Below are 24,397 nucleotides of genomic sequence, written 5' to 3'. Positions count from 1 at the left end.
CGTATGCACAGTTCGGCTATGACCTACGATTTCAGCAAAGTAAATGCAGCAATGCAAAAATATGTGGACAGGGAAATCCTGTCCGGTGTGTCGACGGCCGTCTTGGTCGGGCGTGAACTGGTGCATCAGCATTGCACTGGCTGGGCAGACCGCGAAAGCCAGACACCCATGCGTGACGACCACCTGTTTCGCGTGTTTTCCAATACCAAGCTGATTACGTCGATAGCAGTGTTACTGTTGATGGAAGATGGCAAACTGGAATTGGATCAACCCGCTGAAGAATTTTTGCCACAACTGGCACAGCGTCAGGTATTGAAACCCGGTGCCACCAGCCTGGATGATACCGAGCCAGCACGCAGCAAGATCACCATCAAACAATTGCTGAACCACACTGCAGGGCTTAGCTATGGCTTGCTTGACCACGGCACGTTGATGTACAAGACCTACAATGAAAAACGGGTACTGAATGCTTTCACCAGTCTGGCCGACATGATGGATGTGCTGGCTGACTTGCCCTTGAGCTTTCACCCTGGTGCAGCATGGGAATATTCGATCGCCACCGATGTGCTGGCACGCCTGGTGGAAGTGGTCAGCGGTATGAGTTTTGATCGCTTCCTGCAATTACGCATACTTAATCCCCTGGCCATGCATGACACCAGCTTTGTCGTGCCCGAACACAAACGTGATCGTCTGGCGTCTTACTATGCGGGGACTGATCCACAAAATATCTTGCAACGCGGTTTGCGCAAGCTGGACAAGTCACCCTATCCAGGTGCCTTTGTCACGCCAGTGGCACGTTTGTCTGGCGGTGGGGGACTGGTATCCAGCATCCAGGACATGCTGGCCCTGCTGCGCAGTTTTATGCCGGATGGCGATACACTACTGCAAGCTTCGACCATCAAGCTGATGATGCAGAACCAGTTGCCAGCAGGTACCGGCATTGCTTTTCCCGGTGTCGGTGCCGTACCGGGCAAGGGTTTTGGCCTGGGCGGTGCAGTAACGCTGCAACCTTCATCAATCGACCCGCCAGCAGCAACCGGTGAGTTTGAATGGGGGGGCATAGCTGGTACGCACTGGTGGATATCGCCGCGCCACAATATTGCCGGTGTACTGATGACACAAAGACTGATGAGTTTCTGGCATCCTTTTTCATTTGACTTCAAGCGTCTGGCGTATGAGGCGTTGGGGCACGGATAAACCAGGGTGTTCATCATGCGGACATGATGCGACGTTAAGCTGGGCGGCAAGGACAGTATTATTTCATGGGAGAGAAGACAATGAGTTTCAATATGACACAAAGCTTGCGCGTGATGTCCGGTCTGGCAGCGGCCAGTCTGTTGGGTGCGTGTGGCACAGTGCCTACGCAAAATGAACAGGCCGGCAAGTTACAGGCCACCTGGGTAGTATTGGGTGAAAATGGCCAGGCGATTGCCCGTGCCATCACGACAGATACTACCTGCCCGGCCCTGACGCAAGATGGTGTGGTGCAGCCCATGCAGGTGCGTGCTGCAGCCGCTACTCTGCCTTTACGCAAAACAGCCAGCAAGCCGGAAGACAGCAAACCGTCTTCTTTCCCCGTCCTGACTTGTGAAGCAGCATTGCCTGCGACGATAAAAGCCGCCAGTATCGCTGGCCGTGATTTACCTTTGCCCAAACCCGTGACACAAAAAATTGTGGTGATAGGGGATACAGGTTGCCGTTTGAAATCGAATGACAATTACTTCCAGTCATGCAATGACAGTGAAAAATGGGCTTTCCGCGAAATGGTGGAAACCGCTGCGCGTTTCAAGCCTGACCTGGTCGTGCACGTAGGCGATTATCAATACCGCGAAAATGCCTGCCCCGAAGGCAATAAGGAATGTGCTGGCAGCCCCTGGGGTTATGGCTGGGATACCTGGCAGGCAGATTTCTTTTCGCCAGCAAGCGCATTGCTCAAAACTGCACCCTGGATAGTTGTGCGCGGTAATCATGAATCCTGCACGCGGGCAGGCCAGGGCTGGTGGCGTCTGATGGACCCGCGTCCTTTGCAGGCCGGTCGTGATTGCGTTGCCGAGCAAGATGATCTGGGCGGTGATTACAGTGCCCCGTATGCCGTGCCTTTAGGGCGCGTCGGTGGCGAGCAGGCACAATTCATCGTCTTTGATTCCGCCAAAGTCCCTAACAAGCCACTGGCAAAAACCGATGCTGCTTATCAGTTGTATATGGAGCAGTTCAAGGCAGTCAACAAGCTGGCAGAAACAGCAGACTTCAATCTCTTTATCGATCACCATCCGGTATTGGGTTTTGCTGCTGAATCTAAAAAGGGTGGTGAAATGAAAATTCATCCAGGCAACCTGGCCATGCAAGACATCATGCAGACGTTGAACAGTACCCGCCTGTTCCCCTCCAAGGTGCAAGCTACACTGGCGGGTCATGTGCATTTGTTTGAAGCGCTGACCTTCAGTAGCGGTCAACCAGTGCAATTTGTGTCGGGCAATGGTGGTTCTTCACTCGATACAGCTTTGTCTACCCCGCTGGAAGCCAATGCCACACCGTATACCGGGGCCAAGCTTGATCATTTCAGCAATTCCAATGATGTTGGTTTCATGACCATGGAGCGTGAGCAGCAAAGTTGGAAAGTCCAGGCCTGGAACAAGCAGGGCAAGTTGATAACCGAATGCCGCATGCAGGGTAATAAAACCGAATGCAAGTCAATGAAGTAATCATTTTTGCTACCAATTAAAACGGAGCTTGATGCTCCGTTTTTTATTGTAATGTCATTGCGCAAAAATCAAATACCAGTGACAGATCCTAATGCATTGTTGGTATCGATGAACTGGCGATTTTGATACTGCTGCCGGAGAGGCAAGCTCTTTAATTTGATGTTTGCAATAGATTGCGTTTTTGAAAATGAGAGCTGTTAGTCCGTGCTTTTTATTGATTTGAATTTCACAGTTGATACAACACAGACACGAGCTTTACGCCACATACCTGTGTGGGAATTTGCATTCTGCAACAATTCCAACTACAACTAAGTATATAGTCAAATATATCCCATATCACTTGCTGTCGAATCGCATTGCCTCATTCTTTCTCACAAGAATGCGTCATCAGATGCTTCTACGACTAGAGGAGTCTCGGTCATTCAGTTACCAGTCGTTAGTGGAATTCAATTTCCATTTTCTGATCAGGGCACACCATAATCTGACATTAATTTTTTACTATGTAGTTGTTGAATTTTTGATTTTTCCATGCATTGATGCGCCTTTTTCTAAAGGAATCGTGATGAGCATGTTCTATAACTTAAGAATTTCGGCAAAGCTGTTCGTAGGATTTGGCTTTCTTTTGTTGCTGACCATTTTCCTCGGTGTGTTTTCCATCGTCATGTTGGCCAGAGTGAATCAGAATGCTTACGATCTGGGCACCAACTGGATGCCCAGCGTCAATGCTGCCATGGGCATCAAGGAAAGAGTGTCGCGCATACGCTCGCAAGAAGCGCAGATGGTCTCGGCAGAGAATGCGGAGGAAGTGGAAAAATATCTGAACCGCACCAAAGAGGCCATCACTGGCCTGAAAGAAAATGAAGCCGACTATGCGCGCCTGATTTCTGATCCTGAAGAAAAAAAGCAATTTGATGAATACAGTAAATCCATGACTGCCTATTTACAGATTACCGATAAGATGGCCGCACTTGCACACGAAGGAAATGGTAAGGATGCGTTGGCACTGATGCGTACCGATTCATCCAAATTAAATACCAAAGTCAGGGAATTGGTCGACAGGATGGTCAAACTTAATGTCGATGGCGGTATCCATGCTTATAAGGCGGGTATGGAGTCTTATCAGACTTCACGCACGCTGATTATTTCCGTGCTGATCATCAGTGTTCTGCTGGGTATGGTGTTGGCCTATGCGATTGCACGCATTGTATCGCGCCCCTTGCAGGACGCGGTCAAGGTCGCACAGACCGTGGCTACCGGTGACTTGACCAGTCATATCCAGGTTGATACACAGGATGAAACGGGCTTGTTATTGCAAGCGTTGAAAGAGATGAATCAAAACCTGTTGCAGGTAGTCGGCGAAGTACGCCAGGGGACGGATGAAATTGCCTCGGCCTCGACCGAAATTGCCAATGGCAATATGGATCTGTCCAATCGTACCGAAAGCCAGGCCAGTTCATTGGAAGAAACCGCTTCGTCCATGGAAGAAATTACATCTACCATTCGACACAACAGCGACAATGCACGTCAGGCCAATCAACTGTCCCATTCTGCTTCGGCCGTAGCACAAAAGGGTGGCAATGTAGTGTCGCAGGTGGTTGATACCATGGGCTCAATCAATGCCTCGTCAAAAAAGATTGTAGATATCATTGCCGTTATCGATGGCATTGCCTTCCAGACTAATATCCTGGCATTGAACGCCGCTGTGGAAGCGGCACGTGCTGGTGAACAGGGGCGTGGTTTTGCCGTGGTGGCGTCTGAAGTCCGCAATCTGGCCCAGCGTTCGGCAAGTGCCGCCAAGGAAATCAAGGAACTGATCAATGACTCGGTAGAAAAAGTCGGTCAGGGCACGCGCCTGGTGGACCAGGCTGGTGCCACCATGAAAGAAGTGGTGGAAAGTGTGAAACGGGTGAGTGACATCATCAGCGAAATCACGGCTGCAGGTGCTGAGCAAAGCTCAGGTATAGAGCAAATCAATGTGGCTGTGACCCAAATGGATCAGATGACGCAGCAAAACGCTGCCTTGGTGGAGGAGGCCGCTGCTGCTGCGAGAGCCTTGCAGGAGCAGGCTGCCAAACTCAGCCGTGTGGTCAGTGTGTTCAAACTGGAACAGAGCAGTGAACAGCCACGACAAGTCATCACTAAGCACGCTACAGTGAAGACGACTGGGGCAGCGCACGGCTTACCCAAACCTGCAACAAAGTCAGTCACCAGGCCGGGCAGCACTTCAAGCCCTTCATCCAGTCCAGTCAATAAGAGTACCGCGAGCCGGAAAGAGTCGGTGGTGGCCGGGGCCAATGACGACTGGGAAGAATTTTAGTATCCGACAGCAAAGGCAGTCCGGAGTTGGTGCAGAGGATGTCGCTGATGCTCAAAGAATGCGCTTGGGCAGGAGCCCTATACGTCGGTTTCAATGAAACCTCGCTTTTGCTTGTCTTGACGATTTCTACAATGCTAAGCTGAATGAGCACGTCAATTGGTGTTAGAAATTTGATTTTTATAAAAATAACAACTATAACAACATAAGTAGTTCATCTATCTTGCCCCCTCTTTCTATCTTATTGCATTGTGTCGTTCTTTTTACCTAAGGACTCGCCATGAAATTGTTTTATAACCTGAGGATTTCGTCCAAGCTGTTTGTGGGTTTCATTCTACTTTTGATACTGACTGCCTTTCTGGGCGGTTTTTCAATATTTCAATTATCACGGGTTAACCAGACAGCGTTCACACTGGGCACCAACTGGATGCCCAGTGTGAACGCCGCCATGGGCATCAAGGAAAGAATCTCGCGCCTGCGTACTCAGGAAATGCAGATTGTATTGTCTGCAGGTGATGCAGATAGTCTCAATAAATATGAAAAGCGCTGGCAAGATTATGTGCTTGAATTGAAGAATTATGAGAGCGATTACGCCAAACTGATCAGTTCAGCAGATGAGCAAAAAGACTTCACGGAATATGGCAGGCTGTGGGACCTGTACGCCATTGAAGCTAAAAAACTGACAGATCAGGCCAGAGCAGGCAATATGGAAGAGGCACGTACGACTCTGCGTGGCGAATCATCCAGATTGAATGCAGAGATACTCAAACTGGCGGACAAGATGGTGCAGATTAATTCAGATGGCGGTATTGCTGCCTATCGCTTGGGGGAGGCCATCTATTCCAATTCCAGAGCCTTGATACTGGGCTTGATCCTGGTGACCATCGTGTTGGGTTTATTGCTGGCTTACTCGATAGCCAGAGTGGTTGCTCGTCCTTTGCAGGAAGCAGTCCGGGTTGCCAAAACGGTGGCATCTGGCGACCTGACCAGTAATATTGAAGTAAAAACCAGGGATGAAACCGGCGAGTTATTGCAGGCGCTAAAGGACATGAACGGCAATCTGCTGTCGGTCGTCAGTGAAGTGCGTACTGGTACTGACCTGATTGCGACGGCATCAACAGAAATCGCCAACGGTAATATGGATTTGTCTGCACGTACGGAAAGCCAGGCTGGCTCGCTGGAAGAAACTGCATCGTCGATGGAAGAACTGACGTCGACCGTCAAACAAAACAGTGACAATGCGCGTCAGGCCAATCAACTGTCCTATTCAGCTTCGGCGGTGGCGCAAAAGGGCGGTGACGTGGTATCGCAAGTGGTTGATACCATGGGGTCCATCAATGCCTCATCGAGAAAAATCGTCGATATCATTGCTGTTATAGATGGGATTGCCTTCCAGACCAATATCCTGGCATTGAACGCAGCAGTAGAAGCAGCGCGCGCCGGGGAACAGGGACGTGGTTTTGCCGTGGTGGCGTCTGAAGTCCGCAATCTGGCCCAGCGTTCGGCAAGTGCCGCCAAGGAAATCAAGGACCTGATCAATGATTCGGTAGAAAAAGTCGATCAGGGCACACGCCTGGTGGACCAGGCTGGTGCCACCATGAAAGAAGTGGTGGAAAGTGTGAAACGGGTGAGTGACATCATCAGCGAAATCACAGCAGCCGGGTCAGAACAGAGTTCAGGCATAGACCAGATTAATACTGCCATCATCCAAATGGACCAGGTTACCCAGCAAAATGCAGCACTGGTGGAAGAGGCTGCTGCTGCGGCAGCTGCTTTGCAGGAACAAGCCGCTAACCTGAGTCAGGTGGTGAGTATTTTCAAGCTGGATCAATCCAGCGACAAGCCACGGCAGGCGGTCTCCCGGCTGGCTATCCCGACAATGACCCGTACCGTACAGCCAGCTTTGAAACCCATAGTCAGAGCAGCGCGTCCTTCCATAGCAGCGAATGCAGTTGGTACTTCACCGAAAGCGCCTGTGGCCAGCGGTGAGCATCACGATTGGGAAGAGTTTTAGATGGCATTAACAAAGCAATCTGCATGTTGGCCATGCGGATTGCTTTGCTTGAACTGACTCAGAACAAGTCTGCGGTCGGAAATTAGCTCAACTCGGTCTGTTTGACGATAATGCGTGATACCAGGCCATATTCGCTGGCTTCGGTGGCACTCATCCAGTAATCGCGGTCGATATCAGCCGTGACTTTTTCCAGTGTCTGGCCAGATTCTTTGGCGATCAGGGCAGCGATGCGTTCGCGTACCTTGACGATTTCACGTGCCTGGATGGCGATATCGGTTGCCTGACCACCGCAGCCACCGCTAGGTTGATGAATCAGGAAGCGTGTATTTGGCAGACAGACACGACGTTCTTTAGGCACCGACAGGAAAACATTGACTGCTGCACTGCCTACCCAGCCGGTACCCACCATATTGACTGGCGCATCAATGAACTTGACGATGTCATGAATGACATCGCCGGATTCCACGTGACCGCCCGGGGAAGAAACCAGGATAGTGATCGGATCTTTTGATTCTGCCGCCAGGGCGATCAGACGCTTGCTGACTTCCGCAGCCAGTTTGTCGTTGATGGTGCCAAATACCAGCACGGTACGGGATTTAAAGGCCTTTTCTTCAAGAAAAGGGCTACGTTGTACATCGTTGTTGTCTTTGTCGTCGGCCATAGAGGTCTTTTTAAGAAGTCTTAGTTAATGTTGGGCGTGAATGATTCGGTAAAGATGATTCTGGTGAACTAAATGGCTGCCTAAGTTGCTTTTTTCAAGTGGGCTTCGGCCAGCCTGACCCAATAAGTTGCACCTATGGGTAGCAAATCGTCATTGAAGTCATAACTAGGGTTGTGCAGATTGCAAGGCCCCAGGCCATGACCCATGTCGCGGTGATCACCATCGCCATTGCCGATAAAGGCATAACAGCCCGGCTTAGCCTGCAGCATGAAGGCAAAATCTTCTGCCCCCATGGTAGGTTCCACCTGAGCGTCAACATGGTCGTCGCCCACTACACTGCGCATGACTTCGGCTGCGAAAGCGGTTTCTTTGGCATGATTGATCAATGGCGGGTAATTGCGCTTGAACTGGAAATCCACTTGGGCATCGAAAGCTGCTGCCGTGTGTTCAGCGATGGTCTGCATGCGTTTTTCTATCAGATCGATCATCTCCGTACTGAAAGCACGCACCGTACCTATCAGCGTTGCATCGTCAGGGATGACATTGGTAGCACTGCCGGAATGGATTTGCGTCACCGATACCACGGCAGACTCAAGCGGGCTGGCATTGCGGCTGACGATGGTTTGCCAGCTCTGGGCGATCTGTATCGCCACGATAATCGGGTCTATGCCCTTGTGCGGCTGGGCTGCATGGGCACCTTTGCCCCTGACAACGACTTCAAATTCATTTGATGAAGCCATCATCGGGCCGGCTGTGACGCCAAAGGTGCCAACTGCCACGCCAGGCCAGTTATGCATGCCAAACACGGCATCCATCGGGTATTTGTCGAACAGGCCATCTGCTATCATGCGTCTGGCACCACCACCGCCTTCTTCCGCGGGTTGGAAAATCAGGTAGACGGTGCCGTCAAAGTCCTTGTATTGCGACAGGTAACGTGCCGCACCCAGCAACATGGCGGTATGGCCATCATGCCCGCATGCATGCATTTTTCCTTCATGTTGGGAAGTATGGGCAAAGGTATTGATTTCTTGCATGGGCAGGGCATCCATGTCGGCCCGCAAGCCTATGGCACGTTCGCTGCTGCCATTTTTCAGTATACCCAGTACGCCGGTGCCGCCCAGGCCACGCACCACCGGTATGCCCCAGGCTTGCAGTTTTTGCGCCACCACTTCGGAAGTCCGGTGTTCTTCATAGCACAGCTCGGGATGCGCATGAATATCACGTCGGATTTGCTGGATTTCAGCATGGAATTGCACTATGGGATCGATCAGTTTCATAATTGTCTCCGTATTGCGTATTGTTGCCATGGACAGGCACATGGTCAGGAACACACAATTATTCTTGTCAGGATATCATCCTGTCGATGAAAAAGCATGGCCTAAGCTCCATTCATGAGCCTGTTTGCATGTCTTTCTCCGTATTAGAGAAAGATACCAGATTCCACGCAGGCTTGTAGTCACGGACCGCATATCCATTTTACGAAAATGGGTTTGCCTGTCTGATGACGGAGGTAGTAGCATTGATGACCGTCGGCAAGAAAGTTACCCGGCTTCGCCCAGCCGCACGACTCAATAGCAAAGCCTGTAAAATCCTGCAAAACATGCAAGTCACGTCTGTCACGCACTGATTTCCACAGACAAAGAAAGAATTAGATCATCAATGATGAAGATATCCGCCAATCAGAGTTCAACCAAGACAGTGCTGCGGCAATCGCGGCACGCTGCCTGCCCGCGCGCGCAGAGCAGGTCTGACGGATGTTGATGTTTATCTTGCGTCGCCTGCTGCAAAGCCTGGCTGTCTTGCTGGTGATGTCGTTGCTGGTGTTTGTTGGTGTGTATGCGATAGGCAATCCTATAGATGTGCTGATCAGCCCGGATGCAGATCAGATCGAACGGGCACGCATCATCGCTGCCTTTGGCCTGGATCAGAGTTTGCCGCAACAATACTGGCTGTTCCTGCGCAATGCCTTGTCTGGCGATATGGGGCAATCTTTTGCCCATGCCACACCAGCACTGGGCCTGATACTGGAACGCCTGCCGGCGACGCTGGAACTGGCCGTGTTCGCCATCCTGATTTCCATCGTACTGGGCATACCCTTGGGGCTACTGGCGGGGCTGCGGCCTGACAGCTTTGCTGGTAAAAGTATCATGGCCATTTCCATACTCGGGTTTTCTTTGCCCACCTTCTGGGTGGGCTTGATGATGATCATGGTATTTGCGGTGCAACTGGGCTGGCTACCATCCAGCGGGCGCGGTGAAACGGTGCTGTTGCTGGGCGTGCCGGTCAGTTTCCTGACTATCGATGGTCTCAGGCATGTGCTCTTGCCTGCAATGAATCTGGCCCTGTTCAATATCGCCATGGTGATACGCCTGACACGTTCCGGCGCGCAAGAAGCCTTGTTGCAGGATTATGTGCGCTTTGCCCGTGCCAAGGGCTTGCGTAATAGCCGCATCATCGGCGTGCACGTGCTGAAAAACATATTGATACCGATAGTGACGGTAATCGCTCTGCAATTCGGTTCCATCATTGCCTTTGCGATTGTGACTGAATCCATATTTGCCTGGCCCGGCATGGGCAAGCTGATTATTGATTCCATACGGGTACTGGACCGGCCGGTCATCGTTGCTTATCTGTTGCTGATCGTCAGCCTGTTCATACTCATCAATCTGGTGGTGGATGTACTGTATTCCTTGCTGGACCCGCGTGTGCGCCTGTCCGATTACCAGGCTTGAATCTTTTTATGACGTCGACCAGCCAAACTTCTACATCCATTGCTGAAACGCCGTTGCGACGTTTTCTGCGCAATTTTTTTGCCAGCCGCATCGCTACAATGGGCAGTCTGGTGTTATTGCTGTTGGTCTTGGTGGCCCTGTTTGCGCCGCTGATATCACCACAAAATCCTTATGATCTGATGGCACTTGACGTTATGGATTCACGACTGGAACCGGGCAAACTGTCTGCCGATGGTCTGCATTACTTCGTGCTGGGTACGGATGAGCAGGGGCGCGACATGCTGTCGGCGATTTTTTATGGCCTGCGGATTTCACTCATCGTTGGTTTTTCCAGCACCGTGATTGCGCTCTTCATTGGCCTTGGCCTGGGTTTGCTGGCCGGTTATTCGGGGGGGCGTGTGGAAGCGCTGATCATGCGTGTCGCTGATATACAGTTATCCTTTCCTTCTATCCTGATTGCCTTGATCTTGCTGGCCTTGACCGGGCAGGGCGTGAGCAAGATCATCCTGGCGCTGGTACTGGTGCAGTGGGCATATTATGCACGCACGGCACGCAGCGCAGCACTGGTGGAAAGACGCAAGGAATACATAGAGGCCGCAGTTGGCCTGGGCCTGTCGCCAGCCCGTATTATCTGGCGTCATTTATTGCCCAACTGCCTGCCACCGTTGATCGTGATTGCGGCCCTGCAGGTGGCTTCAGCCATTTCACTGGAAGCGACTTTGTCTTTCCTCGGGCTGGGTTTGCCGGTGACTGAACCTTCACTGGGCTTGTTAATCGCCAATGGCTTTCAATACATGCTGTCTGGTAAATACTGGATCAGCTTCTTCCCTGGCCTGGCCTTGTTGTTGACAGTGGTGTCCATCAATCTGGTTGCGGATCATTTGCGCGATGTGCTCAACCCACGCTTGCAGACGCAATAGGTGGAGCACACTATGACGATTGCGACACTGGAAGTACAAAATCTGCAGACTGAATTCGCCAGCCGTGCCGGTACGGTAAGTGCGGTGAATAATGTCAGCTTCAGCGTGCAGCCCGGGCAAATCATGGGTCTGGTCGGCGAATCCGGTTCTGGTAAATCCATGACTGCGTATTCGATCATGGGCTTGATTGACCCGCCGGGTAAAGTCGCGGCGGGCAAAGTCTTGTTCAAGGGGCAGGATTTGCGTGAGCTATCGGCAGAAGCCATGCGGCAAATTCGTGGAAATCGCATTGCCATGATTTTCCAGGACCCGATGATGACCCTGAACCCGGTCTTGCGCATTGATACCCAAATGATGGAAGCCGTCTTTGCCCACCAAGATGTGAGTCGTGAAAAAGCGCGGGACATGGCACGCGCCGCTCTGGTCAAGGTAGGTATCCCCTCACCAGATGAAAGACTGCTGGCGTATCCGCATCAGTTTTCTGGTGGCATGCGGCAAAGGGTGGCGATTGCGATTGCACTCTTGAATGAACCAGAACTGATTATTTGCGATGAACCGACCACGGCACTGGATGTCACCATACAGGGACAGATACTGTATGAAATGCAGAAACTGTGCAGGGAATCCGGCACAGCCCTGATCTGGATTACCCATGACCTGTCGGTAGTCGCCGGGCTGGCGGATACTGTCAGCGTCATGTATGCCGGCAAGATCGTCGAAAGCGGTACGGTCAGCCAGGTGCTGGAACAGCCTTTGCACCCTTATACCCACGGTCTGATTGCCTCTTCACCCTCGCGTAACCTGCATGGTCAGACCCTGCGCCAGATACCCGGGGCTACACCTTCCTTGCTGAATCTGCCACCTGGCTGCGCTTTTCGCAATCGCTGCGAGCGTGCCAGTACCGCCTGTGAGCAGGTACCGCCTGTGCAACATATCGATGGGCGCAGCCTGCTGTGCTTCCATCCGATGAACAATATAGACAGTGTGACAGCAGGAGTCATATATGTCTGAAATGCATAAATCCATGCCAACTGACGACACACCTTTGCTGGAATTGCGCGGTGTCAGCAAGCGTTTTGCCAAACCCGGCGATCTGACCGGCAGATTGGCCCAATGGCTGGGGGCTGCTGCCGCACCCGATATTGTGCATGCTGTGGACAGTGTTGATTTGTCCTTGCGTGCTGGCGAAGTGCTGGGTCTGGTCGGTGAATCTGGCTGCGGTAAATCGACACTTGGCCGCATGGCTGTGGGCCTACATAGCTTGTCAGATGGCACACGCTGGTGGCGCGGCAATGACCTGGCGTTGGCAGACAAGGCTACGCAAAAGCAGATGAAGCTGGTCATGCAGATGATATTTCAAGACCCGTATGCCTCGCTGAATCCCCGCATGCGTGTGCTCGACATCGTCGGTGAGGCTCCTGTGGTACATGGCCTGATCAAGTCAGGTGAACAAACGGACTATGTAGAACAGATCTTGCAAAGAGTGGGGCTGGACCCGGCGGTATTACGACGTTTCCCCCATCAGTTTTCGGGCGGCCAGCGTGCACGTGTCGGTATTGCCCGTGCTTTGGCCGTCAAGCCGGAACTACTGGTCTGCGACGAAGCCGTGGCGGCACTCGATGTATCGATACAGGCGCAAGTGCTGAATCTGTTCATACGTCTGCGCGATGAGCTCAATCTTACTTACCTGTTCATTAGCCATGATCTGGGTGTGGTCAGACATGTGTCTGACCGGGTCGCCATCATGTACCTGGGGTGTATCGTGGAATCGGCACCAACATCTGAAATCTTCGGGCATGCCAATCACCCTTATACCCAAGCTTTGCTGGCTTCCGCCCCCAGACTTGAAGTGCGCAAGATAGACTTCGTTGCCGTCATGGGCGAAATCCCGTCACCCCTGCATCCTCCGGCTGGCTGCCATTTCCATCCACGTTGCCCGCATGCCATGCCCAGGTGTAGCGTCGAAGAACCGGAACTGAAAGAGATCGCTCCGCTGCATTTTTCTGCCTGTCATTTGAATGCCTGATCTGGCAATTTTGTCTTAATAGTAAAGAAAGACATGGCATTCAGCCCTGAAACAACATGTACCGAATAGCTGGTAAGTAAAATTGTGTGATATTTGCATCGGTGATAATGGGTATACAAAAAATAAAGGTGATTTATTTGCTGCACTGCGATAAAGTAGTACCTGTCTCCTCCAACACCTCCTAAGGTTTGGATTTAACCCGCAACCGCAAGGTCGCGGGTTTTTTTTTGATCTTTGTGAATAGCAGGTCAGATTTGGCAATATGAAGGGCATATAGCATTTTTATATGTAATATCTAAAAATGCACCACCGGTTTTGGTATGCACAAATATGCATTTTGTGAATGTTTGATATACGAAAATAGATGTTGGTGAATTTGCTGCGCTGCGATATAGTTACACCTGTCTCCTCCAACACCTCCTAAGGTTTGGATTTAAGCCCGCAATCACTTGCGGGTTTTTTTTTTGCTTTTCTCTCTCTTTATTCATTGCTCGGAAGTATCATCTGGCCTGTGACAAGCATGCCTGCATGACAAAAGATATGGGCATTCAATGATCCTCTATTATTAGGGAATCTCCTATGAGAAGACTGGCTGAATCCAGAGATATCAACGCCGTTCATGCGATTTATATGCATGCAGATGTGGTTCCTTACCTGGGATACGACCCCATGTCATTAGAGCAATTCTTGAGAGTGTTTGACGAATTGCTTGCCAGTCGCGGTTTTTATGTTTATCTGGTGGACAAGGTCATTGCCGGTTTTTATAAAATCAGCCGCTTCAACGGACGCGCATCGCATGTCGCCCAACTGGGTACCTTGGCTGTTGCGCCGCAGTTTCAGGGGCAGGGCGTTGCCCAGGCCATGCTGGCAGAAGCCATGCTTGCCTTGCAGAATGAGGGTCTGCGCCGGATTGAAATCATTGTTGAGTCCGACAATGTGCGTGGACTGGCGTTTTACCAGCGTCTGGGATTTGAGACCGAAGGTCGGTTGCGACAGTTTTACAAACGCAGTAGTGACGCTGACTATATTGACGATTTCATCATGGCAAAATTCCTGGATTGAACTTATTTGGATGCACTGCAAGACAAATTTACAGGAAAACTGGACTGATAACAAAAATTATCCAGCATGTTGTTTGTTAACTGGTATCTCTGTTCAAAAGGATTTCTCTAGAGGAATTTTAGAACTGGTATTGATACTGATAGAGATATTCATTTTACGTATACCAGATATATCAAGAATAAAGCATACAAATATGTTGCAGCGCATTAAAGTAGGAACTGTCTCCTCCAACACCTCCTAAGGTTTGGATTTAAGCCCGCAAACATTGCGGGCTTTTTTTTGCCTGTAATCTTGCATAGCTTATTTCAATGCTTATTCTGCGATGTGAATATGCTGCTTTATATGCTTAAGATGGGCAACGATGGTAAAGGTCATGATCACCAGCAAAGACCATGAACTCCATTTTCCCAAGTGGACGGTGGACCAGGCTCCCAATTGATTTGGGTAGCGCCAGATACCAAAGAAAGTCCCCATGTTTTCTGCCAGCCAGATAAAAAAGCCGATAAGGACAAAGGACAGCAATAAAGGCATGCTGCGGTCACGGTCCAGTGGTCGGAATACTACTGATGAACGCGCATATAGCCCCAGCGCACAAGCGGCCAGATACCAGCGATAGTCACCGATATAGTGGTGAGTGAAAAAATTTAGGTAGATCAGTATGCCTATCAGGGCAGCCATCCAGTAAGGTGGATGGTGCCGTATGCGCAAGTCAAACAAACGCCATGCCTGGATGATGTAACTACCTACACCGGCGTACATGAAACCGCTGAACAGTGGCACGCCCCATAGTTTGGTATAGCCAAATTCCGGATACGCCCAGCTTTGTATCTGGCCAGACACCTTGAATACTTCCAGTGCAAAACCCGCTAGAACTCATTTCATCAATAGGGATGAGTGCGAGCAAGGCGATTCGGGATGCAGTGCAAGGCGTAAGGGTGACACTTGCAGCTAAGGCTGGTGCCTTAGCAAGCGTGACGTAACAACCTCGCGCTGCAATGCGCCCGCAAAGTGTCAATGAGGCAAGCGCATCTCACCCCTATTGATGAAATGAGTTCTTGATGAAACAGCGTGACTGCTTTGAGTTCATCCATGGTTTCCAGTTTGCTCCAGACCATGCCAGCTTGTATCAGGATCGCGATTAAAAACAATACGTCATAGCGTGGCAGGCCAAACAGGCCAGCCTTGGGTACGATGAATATGGACGCGAAAAACACGCCTACAAACAGGCAGGCACGTACTTCCTTGATGCCGAAATACCAGAATTCCAGCAAAAAGCGGGGAAAGCCCTGCAGATTTTCTGTTTGTGGAGGCTGAATAAGGAATTGGTCAATGGATTGCAGGCGCATGCTGGCATGTTAGCAAGGTCAGGCAGAGTGTTGCGGCATTAATGATAAAAACTGTATTCATAGCTAACAAATTGCGAATAGAACTTATACTAAAAACAGTATAAACATTGCCAGAAAATTGCTGACAATCATGTTTCATGACTGAAAAATAGGGGCAGGTCCCTTCATGCGTGGCAGCAGCTTGGCAAGATGGCACGTCATTTGCATTCAGTACGTACGCAAATCAGAACAAACAGGGGCAGGCAAAGCCTGTCCAGCATTTCCCGGAGAGCACCAGCATGTCCACACCCAATGATTATCCACGTGACCTGATAGGCTATGGTCGTCATCTGCCCCATGCGCAATGGCCGAAACAAGCCAGGATAGCGGTGCAGTTTGTACTGAATTATGAAGAAGGTGGCGAGAACTGCGTTTTGCACGGTGATCGTGCATCCGAACAGTTTTTGTCTGAAATCGTTGGTGCAGCCGCTTATGAGGCGCGCCATATGTCGATGGAATCCATCTACGAATATGGTTCTCGCGCTGGTGTCTGGCGCATCTTGCGTGAATTTGAAAAGCGTCAGTTACCTCTGACCGTCTTTGGTGTGGCGATGGCCTTGCAGCGCCACCCGGAATTGACCACTGCTTTTGGAGAGCTCGGTCACGAAATCGCCTGCCACGGCCTGCGCTGGATACATTACCAGGGCATGGATGAAGCGACCGAGCGAGAACATATGGAGCAGGCGGTACAGATACTGCGGGAATTGACGGGCCAAGCCCCGCTGGGCTGGTACACAGGGCGTGATTCACCGAATACTCGCCGTCTGGTGGTTGAGCATGGTGGCTTTGCCTATGACGCTGATTATTACGGCGATGACCTGCCATTCTGGACCGAAGTGAGCACCAGCAATGGTGAAAGCAAGCCGCACCTGGTGGTGCCGTATACGCTGGACAGCAATGACATGCGTTTTGCCACCCCGCAAGGTTTTAATACTGGCGACCATTTTTATGAATACCTGAAAGACAGTTTTGACGTGCTGTACACCGAAGGTGACCCAGGTGGCGACAATGCACCAAAGATGCTGTCCATCGGCATGCATTGCCGGCTATTGGGGCGACCTGGGCGTTTCCGCGCCTTGCAACGTTTTCTGGATTACCTGCAGGCACATGACAAGGTCTGGATCTGCCGCCGCATTGACATCGCCCAGCACTGGATGCAGGTACACCCGTTTCAAACCGCAAGACCAGCAGTACCAGAACCTTGAGCGATGGGATTATTTATTTAAACTGATGAAGAGGAAGAAAGATGAAAATGCAAATGAAACACATGGCGTTGGCTGTTGCATCTTGTCTGCTGGCCGGTAGTGTACTGGCACAATCCAGTGTCACGGTGCAGGGTTTGGTCGATCTGTCCGTGGGCTCGGTCAAAATGAGTGGCGACAAAGCCAGCGCCGCTGCCATCACACCTGGCGGCATGACGACATCATGGCTTGGCTTTAAAGGAGTGGAAGATCTGGGCGGTGGCTTGAAAGCGGAATTTGCACTGACTTCTTTCCTGCGTGCGGATACGGGTGAGTCTGGCCGCTTTAGTGGCGACACCCTGTTTTCGCGTGATGCAAACATTGCTTTGTCCGGCAGCTTTGGCCGCGTTTCACTGGGCCGTGACCTCGCCCCCAGCTTTTTGCCGGTAGTGATTTTTAATCCCTATGGTGATTCTTTTGACGTGTCACCTCTGATCTTGCACTGGTATGTGCCTTCTGGCGGTTTTGCTGCGCGCACCTGGGCCAATTCAGCCGCGGGTGATTCCGGCTGGAGCAATGAAGTTATTTATACCACGCCCAATTTCGATGGCTTCAGTTCCAATATGCATTACCAGTTTGGTGAAAAAGCTGGTGATACCGGCACCCGCAATATCGGTTTGAATGCCCTGTACTTCAATGGTCCGCTTGCGCTGGGTGCCTTCTATCAAAAAGTGCAGGTATCCAATCCTACGGGTGGTTCTGCGATTGTCGATGCCACAGCTGCACCGGTGAACTTTGCTTCCATTAATAACCAGACTTCGTATTTTGTGGGTGCCAGTTATGACCTGACTGCGGCCAAGCTGTATGCGACATATATATCCAGCAAGAATGACACCGCAGCAGGCAAGCAAATGGATGACAAGATTTACACCCTGGGTGCCAAGATTCCGGCAGGTGGTGGCGATATCTTGCTGGCCTATGCCAATACCAAGCGCAATGGCACATTGACAGCCAATACCGATCTCAAGCGCGATACCTTGTCGGCTGGCTATGACTATAACTTGTCCAAGCGTACCGATATCTACGGGGTGTTGATGAGTGACAAGATCAGTACAGCAGATCGTGCCACCAGTGTGATTGCAGGCATACGTCACAGATTCTGATGTGTTGATTTGTGAGCATAAGAAAAAACCGCATGTTGAAGAAGCATGCGGTTTTTTTGTATTCCCTAATTGTGATTCTGAATCTCCGCAACATCTCCCGGCTGCTCATCTCATTTCATCTTCAATATACGCCCTGATAATGGCTTCAAAATCGGTATCTGCACGAAGACCCAGCGCATATGCCCTTGACGTGTCCCAAGCGCCGGGCCAACTTTTCACAATCCGCTCAATGTCTGGATTGGGTGCGAAACTGATACGGGAAACCGCTTCCGGCCCTGCCACTTTTTCAAGTGCGGCCACCATGTCACCGACACTGACCGATACGCCAGGCAGGTTGATGGTGCGGCTGGTGCCTAGGGATTGCGGTGCCAATTCATGTCCGGCAATCAGCCCGTCAATCGCACGACGTGGCGACAATAGCCATAGGCGAGTTTCGGGTGAAACCGGGCAAACTGAAGATTCGCCGTTCAACGGTTCGCGGATAATGCCGCTGGCAAACGAGGATGCCGCCTGGTTCGGTTTGCCAGGACGCACGCTGATGGTAGGCAGGCGCAGCACGCGTCCATCGACAAAGGCGCGCCGGCTGAAATCATTTAACAGCAATTCGGCAATTGCTTTTTGTGTGCCATATGACGACTGCGGGTTGAGCGCGGTTGTGTCCTGCACGAGCTCCGGCAATGTGCCGCCATAAACCGCGACCGAACTGGTGAACACAAGCTTGGGTTGGTGTCCCAATTCGCGGCAAATGTCCAACAACAGGCGAGAGGCATCCAGATTGATGCGCATGCCGAGTTCGAAATTGGCTTCAGCCTGGCTGCTGACGATGGCTGCCAGGTGAAAAATCGACCTTGTATCGGTGTCGATTATCTGGCGCAGCAATGCGCCATCGGCAATGTCGCCGGTGACCACATGAACACGGGGATCACCAAAATCATGTGCAGGAACCACATCGGCCAGCACAATTTGATTGATCGCTTGTACTGTGCCCCTGCTGTCGCTCAACTGGCCAAGCGACAGTAGCTGGCGCGCCAGCCGTTGCCCAAGAAATCCGGCACCGCCAGTGATGAGTACTTTCATTGTTCACGTCCTGCTACGTTTGTTGTGGCAAGCCAGCCGAGGCCATCTTCGGTACGTCCCCGCGGACGATATTCGCAGCCGACCCAGCCTTCATAGCCGAGTGCGTCTAACATGCGGAACAGGTAGGGATAATTGACTTCGCCATCGTCCGGCTCATTACGACTGGGGATGCTGGCGATTTGCACATGGCCGATCCCGGTCACATATTTCTTAAACGTCGTTGCCAGATCGCCTTCGACGATTTGTGCGTGATAAAAATCCATTTGCACTTTGACGTTTGCTTCACCGGACTCTTCGCGCAGCGCATGTGCCTGCGCCTGCGAGTTGAGGAAGTAACCGGGCATGTCACGTCCGTTGATCGGTTCGATCAACAGATCCAGATTGTGCTTGCCGACTTCACGCGCCGCATGACGCAGATTGCCCAGGAAGGTTTCGCGGTGAATCCGCAAGTCTGCGCCTGCTGGAATCAGGCCCGCCATCATATGCACCCGTTTGGTACCCAGCGCCAGCGCATACTCGATGGCCCTTGCAACGCCAGCCTGAAACTCGTCTTCGCGTCCGGGCAGCGCCGCAATGCCACGTTCGCCCGCCGCCCAGTCGCCCGGGGGCAGGTTGAACAAGACGTTTTCCAAATGGTTTTCCTTCAGCCATGACGCCACGTCTTGCGGGGGGTAATCGTAAGGAAACAGAAATTCGACAGCCTTGAAACCGGCCTTGGCAGCCGCAGCAAAGCGTTGCGGAAAAGCGACCTCATTGAACATCATCGTCAGATTGGCGGCAAATTTTGGCATGGGATATTCCGGATTAAATGTCGAGTCCAAAGACCGACTTCAGTTCATTGATCTGTCCAGCATTGAGGGGCCTGGTTGTGACCCCACGCAGCAACAGAAATAATTTGGCGGTTTCTTCCAGTTCTTCGGCAGCATACACAGCTGCTTCCAGCGTCGTTCCGGATACTACCGGCCCGTGATTGGCCAGCAGCACTGAAGAATGTGCGGCGGCGAGCGCGCCTATGGCACCGGCCAGTTCGGGATCGCCCGGGCGGTGGTAAGGTACCAATGGCAGGCGTCCAATCTTCATGACGAAATACGGCGTCAGTGGCGGAATGCAGTCGGCGTGGTTCAGCCCGCACATGCAGGATACGGCTGCGGCATGTGTCGAGTGCAGATGCACGATCGCGCCAGCGCGCTGGCGTTGCTGGTACATCGCACGGTGCAAAAATGCTTCTTTCGACGGTGGTTCGCCGCTGATCAGCTTGCCGTCCCAGCCGAGTTTGGACAGGCGGCCGGGATCGAGCCGACCCAGGCTGGCGTTGGTGGGCGTCAGCAACCAACCATCGTCGAGCCGCACACTGAGGTTGCCGCTGCTGCCGGCGGTCAGGCCACGCTCGAACAGCGAACGGCCGAACTCGACAATTTGCTCGCGCTGCCGTCCTTCTTCCGGATTGTTGTGAATTGCGACGCTCATGACAGGCAGCTCCATGCTTTAAGGAAGAAATCCGGGCTGCCGAAATTGCCGGATTTAAGCGCCAGCGCAAGCGGCGGGCCGGACCCTTGTTCCTGCAAGGCCATCGTCCACGGCACACCCGGATCAATTTCCGGGCCAATCCGCAAGCCGGAGACACCCAGCGCCTTGACCACTGCACCCGAAGTTTCGCCACCGGCAACAATCAGTTGCCCGATGCCGAGTTTGACCAAGCCAAGCGCAATGGCAGCCAGTGCCTGCTCGACCAGATTGCCTGCATGATCGACACCCAATTGCGCCTGCACGGCACGCACCGTTTCCGGTGTGGCCGTCGCATAAATCAGTACCGGATTCTGGCCGACATGTGCGGCTGCCCAGTCGAGCGCTGCGCCTACCACGTCGTCGCCGCGCGCCAGTTGCAGCGGATCGACTTGAAATGCTGATGCCTGTTCGCACATGACGGTAACCTGCCGTTGGGTGGCAACTGAGCAACTGCCAGCGATTACCGCCCGCATCCCGCCTGCGGCGGGCAACCGGTCGGCTGCATTGTGCCGCGCCAGCAAGCCGCGCTGGCGGAAATTCTCTGGTAAGCCCAATGCAATGCCGGAGCCGCCAGTCACCAGTGGCAGGTCGGCACAGGCGGCACCGATAGATTCCAGGTCGCGGTTCGATACTGCATCGACGATGGCGAAGCGGCAGTCCTGCCCGCGTAATGTTGTAAAACGCTGTTCAATGGCGGCTGCACCCTGGTCAACTACACTGAAATCCACCAGGTCAACCTTGCTGCTTACCTGTCGCTGCAGCACCCGCACCAGACTGGCGTCAGTCATCGGCGTCAGCGGATGGTTACGCATGCCTGATTCACTGAGTAATTCATCGCCGACAAACAAGTATCCCTTGTAGATCGTGCGTCCATTGGCGGGAAAAGCGGGACATGCAATCGTAAAATCGGTGTCCAGCGCTTGCATCAGCGCTTCAGTCACTGGACCGATATTGCCGCGTGGTGTGGAATCGAAGGTTGAACAGTATTTGAAATAGAATTGCTGGCAGCCTGCCTGCTGCAGCCAGCTTAGCGCCGCCAGCGACTCAGCGACTGCGCTCTTGACCGGGCTGGTGCGGGACTTCAGTGCAATGACGATGGCATCGACATCATCTGGCACAGGTCCCGTTGGCACCCCGATCAGTTGCACTGTGCGCATGCCGGCTTTCACCAGCATGCCGGCCAGGTCGGTGCCGCCAGTGAAATCGTCGGCGATGCATCCAAGTAATACAGGCATGTTGATCCCTTCAAGTTGCTTTCGACACGGATTTAACAGACGGCAAGGTAATGCCAGGGAATATTTTTACTACTGCCGAATCGTCCTCACCACCATAACCTGCTGCTGATGCCTGCATGAACATTTGATGTGCAGTGGCCGATAGTGGCAGTGGGAATATGCCTTTCTTCGCATAGTCCAGCACGATGCCCAAGTCCTTGACGAAGATGTTCACCGCAGACAGCGGCGTATAATCGCCAGCCAGAATATGCGGCACTCGGTTCTGGAACATCCACGAGCTGCCAGCGCTGTTTGAAATCACTTCATACAGCGCATCGGGGTCGCAACCGGCACGCAAGCCAAGCGCCATCGCTTCCGCCGCCGCTGCAATATGCACACCTGCCAGCAGTTGATTGATCATCTTCACTTTCGAACCCTGTCCGGGCTGATCGCCAAGACGGTACAGTTTTGTGCAGATCGCATCGAAGAGCCTGGTGCAGATTGCAAATGTTTCCGGCGCGCCTGCCGCCATCACAGACATTTCGCCCGACGCAGCTTTCGCGGCGCCGCCCGAGATCGGCGCATCGATAAATCGCAGGCCAGATGCCAGCAGTCGTGCACCGAGTGCTTCGGCGAATTCGGGAGAAACGGTGGCGTTGGCGATCACGACCGCACCCGGCTTCATATTGGCCGCAGCACCGTTTTCACCAAACAGCACCTGCTCGGTTTGCTGTGCATTGACGACGACAATCAGCAACGCCTGGACCTTGCTGGCCAGCGCGGCTGGCGAGGTGGCCGCATGGGCGCCTGCATCGACCAATTTCTGTACTGCTTCTGCCCGTACGTCGCAGACATGCACTTCAAAGCCTGCGCGCAACAGCGATTGCGCGATGCCCGTGCCCATCGCACCTAAGCCAACGACCCCGACGCAGTTAATTTGTTCTACCATTTGATTTGCTCCTGCTTCAGAAAAAAATTGAATGTCCCAGGGCCCGGCGAAATTTGCTGCTGCCGGGCCGACATGCTTAACGGTTCACCAGCCGCGCCGGTAAGCTCAGCACGATAATCGCTCCGGCCACCAGCACACCGGATAAGGCATACATGCCAATGTCGGTGGATTGCGTCAAATCCTTGATCGCGCCGATCAGATATGGGCTGGCGAAACCGGCCAGGTTGCCTACCGAATTAATTGCCGCAATGCCAGCTGCTGCGGCCACGCCATCCAGGAAGGCCGTTGGGAGACTCCAGAAAAGCGGAGCCGATGACAGCACGCCAGCAGCTGCAATGGTCAGAAATACGATTGCAATTTCCGTATTGGTGGTACCGGCCAGCGCGCTACCTATCAAGCCGACCGCACCCAGCAGCATAGGAATCACCAGATGCCAGCGACGTTCGCTATGCTGGTCCGAGCTGCGACCCAGCAGCAGCATGGTGATCGCGGCCGCCGAATAAGGAATCGCGGTAAACATGCCGATATTGAATACACCCTTGATGCCAGCCGTCTTGATCAGTGTTGGCATCCAGAACGTCAAGCCGTACTGGCCCATCACGCAGCAGAAATAAATCAATGCCATCAGCCATATACGGCCATCACCAAACATTGCGCGCAGCGAAGGATGCGCGACCTTCCCTTTGGCGTCTTGATCGATGCGCTCTGTTAACAAGCGCTTCTCCGATTCGTTCAACCATTTTGCTGATTGAATACCATCGTCCAGATATAACAGGACCGCAATACCGAGAATGATTGCTGGCGCTGCTTCAAGAATGAACATCCATTGCCACCCGGTCCACCCATGAATGCCAGCAAACGATTCCATGATCCAGCCGGATAGTGGTCCGCCGATTACACCGGCGAGTGGGATTGCCGTCATAAAGGTGCATACCATGCGTGCGCGTCGCGCTGCCGGATACCAGTAAGTCAGGTACAGAATAATTCCGGGAAAGAAACCCGCCTCGGCCAAGCCGAGCAAGAACCGCATGACGTAAAAAGTGGCCGGTGTGCTGACAAACATGAAAGCCCCGGAAATCACCGCCCAGGTGATCATGATACGGGCGATCCAGACCCGTGCGCCGACCCGGTGCAAGATGACGTTGCTGGGAACCTCGAACAAGAAATAGCCGATGAAGAAGACCCCGGCACCGAGACCGAAGACGGTTTCGCTGAACTTCAAGTCATTCAGCATCTGCAACTTGGCGAAGCCGACGTTGACGCGGTCAAGATACGCGACGATGTAACAGAGCATGAGAAACGGCACAATGCGCCACGTTACTTTTCTATAGACCGAGGCCTCGTCAGTACTTGAAAGGGGGGAGGCGAGCTTGTCCAGCCCGGTTGGGTGTGTTCCGGAAATCGTCATCGTTGTCTCCTGACGTTGGTTATGAAACGATCTCTTGCCTGGTTTATATTGGCCTCTGTGTGCCTTCGGCAAGTTGTATATAA

20 protein-coding genes and 1 pseudogene are annotated in these 24,397 nt (G+C 52.5%); 11 read left to right on the top strand and 10 right to left on the bottom strand.

Annotated features, from left to right (window positions below):
• Positions 1-18: 18 nt before the first annotated feature.
• The 4 genes from AC1RVX_RS00820 (at position 19) to AC1RVX_RS00805 (ending at position 7,030) form a co-directional block, all read left to right on the top strand.
• Positions 19-1,197, top strand: coding sequence for a serine hydrolase domain-containing protein (locus tag AC1RVX_RS00820; RefSeq protein ID WP_493214689.1), 1,179 nt, complete (start codon positions 19-21; stop codon positions 1,195-1,197).
• Positions 1,198-1,277: 80 nt separating this feature from the next.
• A complete protein-coding gene (locus tag AC1RVX_RS00815; protein ID WP_493214688.1) occupies positions 1,278-2,702 on the top strand; it encodes a metallophosphoesterase family protein in 1,425 nt (474 codons plus the stop codon).
• Positions 2,703-3,264: 562 nt separating this feature from the next.
• Positions 3,265-5,019, top strand: coding sequence for a methyl-accepting chemotaxis protein (locus AC1RVX_RS00810; protein WP_493214687.1), 1,755 nt, complete (start codon positions 3,265-3,267; stop codon positions 5,017-5,019).
• 277 nt (positions 5,020-5,296) lie between these two features.
• A complete protein-coding gene (locus AC1RVX_RS00805; RefSeq protein ID WP_493214686.1) occupies positions 5,297-7,030 on the top strand; it encodes a methyl-accepting chemotaxis protein in 1,734 nt (577 codons plus the stop codon).
• An 82-nt stretch (positions 7,031-7,112) separates the two neighbouring features.
• On the opposite strand, the gene AC1RVX_RS00800 is transcribed toward AC1RVX_RS00805, so the two are convergent.
• On the bottom strand, positions 7,113-7,691 hold the full coding sequence (locus tag AC1RVX_RS00800) for an ATP-dependent Clp protease proteolytic subunit (protein ID WP_186946032.1): 579 nt from the start codon (positions 7,689-7,691) through the stop codon (positions 7,113-7,115).
• 80 nt (positions 7,692-7,771) lie between these two features.
• Positions 7,772-8,968, bottom strand: coding sequence for a M20 aminoacylase family protein (locus tag AC1RVX_RS00795; protein ID WP_493214685.1), 1,197 nt, complete (start codon positions 8,966-8,968; stop codon positions 7,772-7,774).
• Positions 8,969-9,445: 477 nt separating this feature from the next.
• Between AC1RVX_RS00795 and AC1RVX_RS00790 the strand changes: the two genes are divergently transcribed.
• The 5 genes from AC1RVX_RS00790 (at position 9,446) to AC1RVX_RS00770 (ending at position 14,431) form a co-directional block, all read left to right on the top strand.
• Positions 9,446-10,423, top strand: coding sequence for an ABC transporter permease (locus AC1RVX_RS00790; RefSeq protein WP_493214684.1), 978 nt, complete (start codon positions 9,446-9,448; stop codon positions 10,421-10,423).
• Between the two features lie 8 nt (positions 10,424-10,431).
• Positions 10,432-11,343 (top strand): ABC transporter permease, encoded by a 912-nt coding sequence (locus AC1RVX_RS00785; protein ID WP_493214683.1) that lies wholly within the window; start codon positions 10,432-10,434, stop codon positions 11,341-11,343.
• Between the two features lie 12 nt (positions 11,344-11,355).
• A complete protein-coding gene (locus AC1RVX_RS00780) occupies positions 11,356-12,354 on the top strand; it encodes an ABC transporter ATP-binding protein (RefSeq protein ID WP_493214682.1) in 999 nt (332 codons plus the stop codon).
• Positions 12,347-13,369 carry an ABC transporter ATP-binding protein gene (locus tag AC1RVX_RS00775; protein ID WP_493214681.1) on the top strand — a complete coding sequence of 341 codons (1,023 nt, stop codon included), beginning with the start codon at positions 12,347-12,349 and terminating at the stop codon, positions 13,367-13,369. Before AC1RVX_RS00780 ends, AC1RVX_RS00775 begins: the two co-directional genes overlap by 8 nt.
• Before the next feature lie 579 nt (positions 13,370-13,948).
• The gene (locus tag AC1RVX_RS00770; protein ID WP_493214680.1) at positions 13,949-14,431 is read left to right on the top strand and encodes a GNAT family N-acetyltransferase; all 483 of its coding nucleotides are present in this window, start codon (positions 13,949-13,951) and stop codon (positions 14,429-14,431) included.
• A gap of 312 nt (positions 14,432-14,743) precedes the next feature.
• Here the strand turns inward: AC1RVX_RS00770 and AC1RVX_RS00765 are convergent.
• Together AC1RVX_RS00765 and AC1RVX_RS00760 are read right to left on the bottom strand one after the other, a co-directional pair.
• A pseudogene (locus AC1RVX_RS00765) lies at positions 14,744-15,301 on the bottom strand (DUF817 domain-containing protein); the annotation flags it as partial.
• A gap of 92 nt (positions 15,302-15,393) precedes the next feature.
• Positions 15,394-15,777, bottom strand: coding sequence for a DUF817 family protein (locus tag AC1RVX_RS00760; protein ID WP_493214679.1), 384 nt, complete (start codon positions 15,775-15,777; stop codon positions 15,394-15,396).
• Positions 15,778-16,055: 278 nt separating this feature from the next.
• On the opposite strand from AC1RVX_RS00760, the gene puuE reads away from it, so the two are divergent.
• Positions 16,056-17,021 carry an allantoinase PuuE gene (gene puuE / locus AC1RVX_RS00755; protein WP_493214678.1) on the top strand — a complete coding sequence of 322 codons (966 nt, stop codon included), beginning with the start codon at positions 16,056-16,058 and terminating at the stop codon, positions 17,019-17,021.
• Positions 17,022-17,062: 41 nt separating this feature from the next.
• Complete coding sequence (locus tag AC1RVX_RS00750; RefSeq protein ID WP_493214677.1) at positions 17,063-18,160, top strand: porin; 1,098 nt, start codon at positions 17,063-17,065, stop codon at positions 18,158-18,160.
• 105 nt (positions 18,161-18,265) lie between these two features.
• Here AC1RVX_RS00750 and denD read toward each other — a convergent pair whose 3' ends face one another.
• The 6 genes from denD to AC1RVX_RS00720 form a co-directional block, all read right to left on the bottom strand.
• Complete coding sequence (denD, locus tag AC1RVX_RS00745) at positions 18,266-19,237, bottom strand: D-erythronate dehydrogenase (RefSeq protein ID WP_493214676.1); 972 nt, start codon at positions 19,235-19,237, stop codon at positions 18,266-18,268.
• On the bottom strand, positions 19,234-20,028 hold the full coding sequence (gene otnI, locus AC1RVX_RS00740) for a 2-oxo-tetronate isomerase (RefSeq protein ID WP_493214675.1): 795 nt from the start codon (positions 20,026-20,028) through the stop codon (positions 19,234-19,236). The genes denD and otnI overlap by 4 nt, the downstream gene beginning before the upstream one ends.
• 13 nt (positions 20,029-20,041) lie before the next feature.
• Positions 20,042-20,704 carry a 3-oxo-tetronate 4-phosphate decarboxylase gene (gene otnC, locus AC1RVX_RS00735; protein ID WP_493214674.1) on the bottom strand — a complete coding sequence of 221 codons (663 nt, stop codon included), beginning with the start codon at positions 20,702-20,704 and terminating at the stop codon, positions 20,042-20,044.
• A complete protein-coding gene (otnK, locus tag AC1RVX_RS00730; protein ID WP_493214673.1) occupies positions 20,701-21,978 on the bottom strand; it encodes a 3-oxo-tetronate kinase in 1,278 nt (425 codons plus the stop codon). Before otnK ends, otnC begins: the two co-directional genes overlap by 4 nt.
• A gap of 10 nt (positions 21,979-21,988) precedes the next feature.
• Complete coding sequence (ltnD, locus tag AC1RVX_RS00725; protein WP_493214672.1) at positions 21,989-22,906, bottom strand: L-threonate dehydrogenase; 918 nt, start codon at positions 22,904-22,906, stop codon at positions 21,989-21,991.
• Positions 22,907-22,982: 76 nt separating this feature from the next.
• Positions 22,983-24,314: an MFS transporter gene (locus AC1RVX_RS00720; protein WP_493214671.1), complete on the bottom strand. Its 1,332-nt coding sequence runs from the start codon at positions 24,312-24,314 to the stop codon at positions 22,983-22,985.
• Positions 24,315-24,397 lie beyond the last annotated feature (83 nt).

The sequence above is a fragment of the Undibacterium sp. GW821-FHT11B02 genome (genome assembly GCF_058808955.1).
Note: the sequence above shows the minus strand (reverse complement) of the source record. Positions and strands in the feature narration are given on the sequence as shown.